The organism is Cupriavidus sp. 291-E7, assembly GCF_057798835.1.
Genome location: NZ_JBYOJV010000031.1, coordinates 42067 through 49835 on the forward strand (window position 1 = coordinate 42067; position 7769 = coordinate 49835).

Sequence of the window (7769 nt, forward strand, 5' to 3'; positions counted from 1 at the left end):
ATGCAATTCATTAATCTCAGGGAAGAGTCCTGTGCAATCAGTCCAGATCAGGGCCATCGATAACCAGGATTTCGATCTCTGGCTGCCGCTTTGGAAAAGCTATCAGCGATTCTATGAGGTAGAGATCCCCGAGTCCGTGACGCTCACAACCTGGAGACGCTTCCTGGACCCAGGCGAACCGATGTATGCGGCGCTTGCCATGTCGGGAGAACAGGCGCTGGGGTTGGTGCATTCGATCTACCATCGATCTACCTGGGCAGCCGGCGACTACTGCTATCTTCAGGATCTGTTCGTTGCCGACCATGCGCGTGGCGGCGGCATCGGGCGCTCGCTGATCGAGCATGTCTATGCGGAAGCGCGCCGTCGGCAAGTGTCCCGTGTGCACTGGCTGACACACGAATCCAATCATGACGGCATGCAGCTCTACGACCGCATCGCGGATCGCTCAGGTTTCATCCAATATCGCAAACTATTGGCCTGACCCACGGGGCCACATGTTGCAGTGCAAATGGTGAGCAACCGAAGTCAGTTGCGCGAGCGTTTGATGTTTTCGAGGTCCTATGTCCCAAGTCGACTGGTTGAGCCAACTCCTGCACATGATCAACATCACAGGCCAGCTGGAGGTGCGCTGCGTTTATGGAGCGCCGTGGCGTGTGGCATGGGATCAGTCCGCACCGCACGAAATCCCTTACCACGTGGTCCTCAAAGGCAGGGCTATTCTTGAGGATCCACAGACAGGTTCGCTCAGGGAACTCGTGAGCGGCGATATCGTACTGTTGCCTCATGGGTCGGCGCACGTGTTGCACGATGGCAGCGGACATGTACCCGGTCTTACTCAAAATCGCCGGGGCTCCGCGGGATGGATGCTGAGCGAGAACGATGGAAAGGGAGAACGCCTGGACATGCTGTGCGGGCGGTTTTGTATCGGGTCGCCCCATGATCGGATCATCCGCGATTACTTGCCCGCAACGCTCGTGGTGCGGTCCACGGACGGGGAAGACGGCATCATGTCCGCCTCGAAAGACCTCGCCAGTCTGGTGGGGCTGATGCGCATGGAGTCAACCGGCGACAAGCCGGGAGGCAACGCCATGCTTAACGCCCTGAGCTTCGCGCTGTTCACGCTGGTACTACGCGCGGCGAGTGAATCGGAGAAGTCCCCGGCGGGGCTGTTGGCGCTTGCGGGCCACCCACGACTGGCCCCTGCGATTTCGGCCATGTTTGCCGATCCGGCGCGGACCTGGAATCTGGCCGATCTGGCCGACTTATGCAGCATGTCCCGCGCCACCTTCATGCGGCACTTTCAGTCCAGTCTCGGGCGCTCAGCCAATGAACTGCTGACCGACATCCGCATAAGCATAGCCGCCAACGAGCTGAAGAAGCCGACGATGACGACCGAGGCAGTGGCCGACTCGGTAGGCTATCGATCCGTTGCCGCATTCCGCCGTGTATTCACCGACAAGATGAAGATGACACCGGGGGAGTGGCGTCGTCTGGCGCGCGACGGCGACTAATGCGCGTCGCTTTTTAGGCGTCCCCTCGATCGGGCACTACGCTCGCCGGCGCCCGAGTAACCCATCCGCGATCTCGACCCAGCGCAGCGTAGCCGCCCCGTGTCCCGACATGGAAAAGACCGCCCCCATTTGATCTTTTCTAGCATCTTATTGAGCAAATGGAGTCTCGAAACTGCTATGGCGTAACGCTAAAGTGGAAGCTCCTAGCCACCCGCACAACTTGAACGGGAAACGAAAAATGACCACCCATGCAAATGAGTTTCGCCTGAAAGTCGCCGAAAAAGGCGTTGCATCGTTCTCTGTACTGGCCCCGCTAAGATGGGCGCTGGTCGTGATCTTTCTTTGGTTTGGCGGAATGAAATTCACCGCATACGAAGCCAACGGGATCGCTCCGTTCATCGCGAATAGCCCCATCATGAGTTGGCTCCATACCCTGTTTGGGGTGCAAGGAGCGAGTTACGCAATTGGCGTACTCGAGCTGTCGACCGCGGCGGCACTGATTCTCGGAGCGTTCCAGCGTATCTTCTCCGCGCTCGGGGCAGCGATGTCGGCTGCGACCTATCTGATCACGCTTACCTTTTTCTTAAGCACCCCTGGCGTAGCGGAAGCGACGGCGGGTGGATTTCCGGCGATCTCGGCGATGCCTGGCCAGTTCCTTCTTAAGGATCTGGTTCTGTTGGCCGTATCGATCTCTCTCTTTTTGGCGTCTGTCCAAGGCTCGTGGTCGGACACCCGGAAGTCTGGCGTTTGACGACGGCAGCGGGGTGCAACGTACCGCGCTAGCGGTATCGGTCGATGATCTCGAACAGACGGTTGCACGATGCTGCAACGTGCGGTTCCGTTGCCGTCGCAACGCCGAGCAGCAGACCGCGTAGGGCGAAGGACGGTGTCGCAAACCATGCAGACAGAGGCGATGGTGCCATGCCAGAGTTCTTGGCTTCCGCAGCGATATCGATGTCCGGTGAGCCATCAGGAAGCTTGAGCAGTATCGCCAGGCCGGCCTTTGTCCATTCCGCGTTGCGTGTTTGCAGCTGCTCGCAGAGCGCGTCGCGCTGCGCAGCATATAGACGCTTGAGCCGACGGACGCGCCGGACGTAGTGGCCATCGCGCATGAACTGAGCCGTGGCGAGCTGAACAATTGGTGAAGGCGCAGGGGCAAGTGTTGCGGCCACTTCTGAGAACGCGTTGGCGAGTTCAGCCGGTGCTACAGCAAATCCGAGCCGCAACCCCGGGCTTATGGTCTTGCTGAACGTTCCTATATGGATCACCCGATGGCCCGCGCCAAGAGACGCCAGGGCGGGGGCGGCTCGGCCGTCCAGTTGTAGCTCGCTGAGGTAGTCATCTTCGATGACCCATGCGTCGCGGAAGACTGCCCATTCGAGCAGCTGAAGCCGTCGCCTCAAAGACAGGGTTGTGCCCAAGGGTGCTTGTTGGCCGGGCGTCACGATCGCGAGTGCGGCGTCCGCGGCCTTCTCGATGCCGTAGCCGACATTCAGGCCTTCGGCGTCGACTGGTACCAGCACGCTTTCTAAGCGAGCGAGCTCCAACGCTTTTCGGGTAACCATGAAGCCGGGCTCTTCCATCCAAACCTTTTTACCTTCCAGGCCCAGCACGCGCAGCGCAAGGCCGAGGCCAGAGCTGTAGCCCGAAGTGACAAACACCTGCTCCGGGACGCAGTGGAGGTTCCTGGAGATTGCGAGATAGGCGGCGATCTCCCGGCGCAGTTCGAACTCTCCGCGAGGATCGGGATAGACCAATGACGAGAAAGCCCCTGTTTTTAGGACGTTCGAAGAACGCATGCGTGCGAAGAGCGTGTCCGGGAGCGCGTTCAACGCCGGAATCCCAAGCTGGAAGATTGCCGGCCCCGCATTCATTTCGAGATAGCTTCGAAAGAAATGCCCGTGCGTTGGCGTGCCTGGCTGCACTGATGGCGCGCTGCGCCGAGGCGCCACACGGGTGCCCTTTGCCCCAAAGGCCTCGATTACCCGCGCGTCGGACAAGCGCTCATATGCCGCCTGAACGGTGCCGCGCGCCACGCCGAGCTGCGCAGCCAGATCTTGCCACGAGGGCAATCGAGTGCCGGGGGCAAGCACGCCAGAGTCGATTGCCCTGGTAATGCTCAGACGAATCTGTTCCGACAAGGGAAGCTTTGCCTTCCGGTCGAGCTGGATCTGCAGCCCCGCGTCCATATTCTTAGTACACACACTAGTTGCAAAACGTGGTTCAAATATTTGTGCCATCGAAGGTTCATGCTGCGCCCGCCAAGCGGAGCGACCGGACCACGATCGGGTAGGAGACTGAACGTGGTACGTATCGTCACAAACGTGCATCAGAGTCGAACCGGCGGTGTCTGGGCAAACACGGAAGTGGAAGTCTTCGAATACGGCGAATTGCAAGACGTGGCTCGTCCGATCGGATCGCAGCGCGTCAGCTTGCGGGCGGCCTTGCGAGAAACCGGCGGCCGTATCGAGGCACGCTACAAGCCATCCAAGCAGCTTATCGATGGCTATCGCGGCAGTGATCACCTGAGTCTGATCGAGCAAGGCGGCGAAGCTTACGGCTATACCCGCTTCATTCGCGGCTTCCGCTGCGTGGCGATCCACTTCGACGATACGCTGCTGGGTGAGGCCTGCGGGACCGCCAGCGGCGCCGCCAAATTCCACTCGCGCCTCATGTTCGAGAACAAACCGATTTGGGCTATGGCAGATCGGCTTGCGCTGGCAAGCGTCACGCCACGCATCGGTCAGCGGCTTTACTGCGAGAGCCTGGTTGGCATGCTCGCCGTTGAGCTGGCCAGGCTCGAGACCACCGCGCCGCGCCTGGCCTGCAAGGGGGGACTCGCACCGTTTCGTTTGCGCCGTGTCCTCGACTACATCGAAGATCATCTTGGTGACGACATCGCCCTCACGGAGTTGGCGGCAATGGCCGAAGTCAGTCTCGCGCATTTCATGCGCGCCTTTCGCACTTCAACCGGTGAAGCGCCGCTGCGATTTATCATGCGGCGAAGGGTGGCCCGCGCAACGCGGCTGCTATTGGAAACCAGCACACCGCTGGCACAGATTGCGCACGACTGCGGCTTCGCGGATCGCTCGCATATGACTACGTGCTTTCGTCGCATTTCCGGGAACACACCAGGGCGGATCCGGTTGGAGCGCTCGTGACGGATGTCGTTCATGCCGACGCACTTCCACGCATTCCCTGGCTTCGCATATACCTGCGGCATGCGTCGATCGTGTTCACCGGCAAAGATCCGGCCGCGGGCGATTCCGACAAGCGCTGTGTCGGCTTGGCACGGAAGGTTGAATGGAGAAGTCATGGCTGGGGATCTTCGTGTGCATCGTGTGCTGTCAGCCGATGGTATGTGAAGAACCACCCGCGCTGAAGCGCTGAGCCTCATATCGCAGCAGGCTCGTGAACAACATGCTCGATGAAGACACGGCAACCCTGTAGAGCGCGCACCGCGATCGTCGACGACCCTTATCCGTCCGTCATTCCGCCCTGACTAGCGACCGATGATCGCGCGTGACCCGCCGCCACCGTCGGCACGCATGTTCCTTTTAGAGCGTCTCCTCTAATACGTTTTTATCCCTCCTTGCAATGGGGGAAGCGGTGTCGTATCGACGCCGCCACGAAGTATTCGTGTAGCGCTTACATAACAACTTCGTGTGATCTACCATCGCCCCCGCTACGAAATTGTAATGAAAACAATACAAATACAAATACAAATAAGGGGTAGTTCATGCAGTCCAAACTTTGTCGTGGAATCCGGCAGGCCGGGGTGTGCGCGCCGCAAGCGTCTGCCATCACGCTGGCCGTCGCGTTGTTGTTTGCGATGGGTGCATCGGCTGGCGAATATCTGGTCAGCAACTAGGCCGAACTGCGCGCCGCACTGACGGCTGCCGCAACGGACGGCGACACCAGCGCGACGATCCGTCTGGCCACGAGCTTTACGATTGCGGCATCCGGTGTATTTCCGTCGCCCGCCAAGCGAATCATCATCGATACGCAAGGCTTTACGCTGACCCGAGCCGCCGGGGCCGGCGGGTTCACCGGTGACCGGACGTTCGATGGCACGTATGCAGGTGTGACCGGAGCCGCGCCGGGGAATGGTCTTGCCGTAAGTGGAGGACAGCCCATCCTCAACGGTTCGGTCACTGGCGGGACCAATACAAACAACGGCGGCACGGGCAGCGCGGGTTTTGTCCTGGGCGGTACAGTCACGCTTACCAATAACGGCTCCATCAAGGGTGGTGGGGCCACGGCCGGTACTGGCGGAAGTGGGGTGACCGTTTCCAGCGGTGGCAGCGTCGTCAACGCCGCGTCGGGTACGATCGCCGGGGGGACGGCGTTGGGGGCGTTGCAGGCGTCGGAGTTTCGTTCTCGTCGGCGCTGAGCGTAGGCAGCCTCGTCAACCAGGGCACGATTCGCGGCGGTGACGACCTGAGCGGTGGAAACGGAGGCGGTCTCGCCGTCCGGTTCGGCTCCGGCACGTTTTCCGTTGACAACTCCGGGGGAATTGCGGGCGGTCGAGGCGCCGCCGCGGTATCCACGGGGATTACCACCGCGATCACGCTGGTCAATTCCGGCACGGTGCTGGCCGGCGACGGCGCTGCCGCTGCGATCGTGTTCGGTACGGCGGCGAATGCCCGTGCCACGCTTGAGTTGCGGGCCGGTTCCAACATCGTCGGCAACGTCGTCGCAAGCGCACTCGGCACCAATGACGCCTTCCGCCTTGGCGGCGGCACCAACGCCGTATTCGATGTCTCCACCATTGGCGACTCTGCGCAGTACCGCTATTTCGATACTTTCACCAAGAAGCAGTACGTGGGCGCTGATCGGTACCGGCACGGTCACGACGCCGTGGACGGTCGACCAAGGCACGCTGCAGATCGGTAACGGTGGCACCAGCGGCAGCCTCGCCAGCAATGTCGTGGTCAACAGTGGCGCCACCCTGGCGTTCAACCGGTCGGATAGCTATACGTACGGCGGTGTCGTTTCCGGCGCGGGCGGTCTGGCGCAGAACGGCACCGGTACCACGGTGCTGACGGCGGCGCAGACCTACACCGGCCCGACCACCATCAACCTCGGTACGCTGGCCATCGATGGTTCGATCACCAGTCCGGTGACGGTCAACGCAGCGGGTACGCTGTCCGGCGCGGGCACGATCTTCGGCGATGTCACCAACACCGGCACGGTCACGCCGGGTGGCGGCTCGGGCGTGCTGACCATCGCCGGCAACTACATCGGCAATGGCGGCACCGTGCGCGTGAATACCGTATTCGGCGGTGATAACTCGGCAACGGGACGCCTGGTGGTAACGGGCGACACGTCGGGCACCAGCCAGCTCCGCGCGGTCAACGTCGGTGGCTCTGGCGCCCCGACCGTCGAAGGCATCAAGGTCATCGACGTGCAAGGCGCATCGAATGGCACCTTCACGCTGGCGGGCGACTACACGTTCCAGGGCCAGCAGGCCGCGGTTGGCGGCGCGTACGCGTACCGGTTGTACAAGAACGGCGTGTCGACGCCAGCCGATGGCGACTGGTATCTGCGCTCGACGCTGGCCGATCCGACGGTTGGCGGCAGCTCGGCCGCATCCGCCGCCCCACTGCTGGCGCCGACCGTGCCGCTGTATGAAGCCTATTCCAGCGTCCTGCAGCGCTTCAACGAACTCGGCACGCTGCAGCAGCGCGTCGGCAATCGCTCGTGGTCGCCTAACGCTTCGGTGCAGGCCGAGCAGGATGCCGGCAAGCCGATCATCGGCCGCGGTGCCTGGGCGCGCGTGGAAGGTTCGAACACCCATATCGATCCGTCGACCAGCACGACCGGCGCCAGCTACAACGTGCGCATGTGGAAGTTCGAAGGCGGCGTGGATGCACCGGTCATCGAGAACCAGTCCGGCACGCTGGTGGTGGGTCCGACGTTCCACTACGGCATCGCCAACTCCAACGTGTCGTCGATGTTCGGCAACGGCGCGATCGATGCCACCGGTTATGGCTTCGGCGGTACGGCAACGTGGTACGGCAACAATGGTTCGTATGTCGATGCCCGCGCCACGGTGACGTGGTACGACACCGACATCCGCTCGTCGACGCTGGCAACCAAGCTCGCCAATGGCAATCGCGGCAGCGGTGTGGCCACCAGCGTGGAAGCCGGCCACCAGCTCGCGCTGGGCGGCAACTGGTCTGTCACGCCGCAGGCGCAGCTCGCGTGGTCGCAGGTGCGTTTCGACGCGTTCACCGACCAGTACGGCGCCAATGT

General features: G+C 61.7%; 7 protein-coding genes. 6 read left to right on the forward strand and 1 reads right to left on the reverse strand.

Annotation, left to right across the window (positions count from 1 at the left end):
- Positions 1-31: 31 nt before the first annotated feature.
- The 3 genes from AC3FLX_RS31200 (at position 32) to AC3FLX_RS31210 (ending at position 2262) form a co-directional block, all read left to right on the forward strand.
- Positions 32-481, forward strand: coding sequence for a GNAT family N-acetyltransferase (locus AC3FLX_RS31200; protein ID WP_488701184.1), 450 nt, complete (start codon positions 32-34; stop codon positions 479-481).
- 79 nt (positions 482-560) lie between these two features.
- The gene (locus tag AC3FLX_RS31205) at positions 561-1511 is read left to right on the forward strand and encodes an AraC family transcriptional regulator (protein WP_488701185.1); all 951 of its coding nucleotides are present in this window, start codon (positions 561-563) and stop codon (positions 1509-1511) included.
- 238 nt (positions 1512-1749) lie between these two features.
- Positions 1750-2262: a YkgB family protein gene (locus tag AC3FLX_RS31210; RefSeq protein WP_488701186.1), complete on the forward strand. Its 513-nt coding sequence runs from the start codon at positions 1750-1752 to the stop codon at positions 2260-2262.
- Positions 2263-2290: 28 nt separating this feature from the next.
- On the opposite strand, the gene pdxR is transcribed toward AC3FLX_RS31210, so the two are convergent.
- Positions 2291-3700 carry a MocR-like pyridoxine biosynthesis transcription factor PdxR gene (pdxR, locus tag AC3FLX_RS31215; RefSeq protein WP_488701192.1) on the reverse strand — a complete coding sequence of 470 codons (1410 nt, stop codon included), beginning with the start codon at positions 3698-3700 and terminating at the stop codon, positions 2291-2293.
- 114 nt (positions 3701-3814) lie between these two features.
- On the opposite strand from pdxR, the gene AC3FLX_RS31220 reads away from it, so the two are divergent.
- From AC3FLX_RS31220 to AC3FLX_RS31230, 3 genes are all read left to right on the forward strand, one after another.
- Complete coding sequence (locus AC3FLX_RS31220; protein WP_488701187.1) at positions 3815-4672, forward strand: helix-turn-helix domain-containing protein; 858 nt, start codon at positions 3815-3817, stop codon at positions 4670-4672.
- 578 nt (positions 4673-5250) lie between these two features.
- Positions 5251-5382, forward strand: a complete 132-nt coding sequence (locus AC3FLX_RS31225) for a hypothetical protein (RefSeq protein WP_488701188.1) — start codon at positions 5251-5253, stop codon at positions 5380-5382.
- A gap of 888 nt (positions 5383-6270) precedes the next feature.
- Positions 6271-7769 (forward strand): autotransporter family protein (locus AC3FLX_RS31230; RefSeq protein WP_488701189.1); only part of this gene is annotated, 1499 nt, incomplete at its 3' end.

What these genes read in the sequence shown, in the direction of transcription:
- AC3FLX_RS31205 (WP_488701185.1), top strand. Translation starts at nt 561, where the DNA reads ATGTCCCAAGTCGACTGGTTGAGCCAACTCCTGCACATGATCAACATC.
- AC3FLX_RS31210 (WP_488701186.1), top strand. Translation starts at nt 1,750, where the DNA reads ATGACCACCCATGCAAATGAGTTTCGCCTGAAAGTCGCCGAAAAAGGC.
- pdxR (WP_488701192.1), bottom strand. Translation starts at nt 3,700, where the DNA reads ATGGACGCGGGGCTGCAGATCCAGCTCGACCGGAAGGCAAAGCTTCCC.
- AC3FLX_RS31225 (WP_488701188.1), top strand. Translation starts at nt 5,251, where the DNA reads ATGCAGTCCAAACTTTGTCGTGGAATCCGGCAGGCCGGGGTGTGCGCG.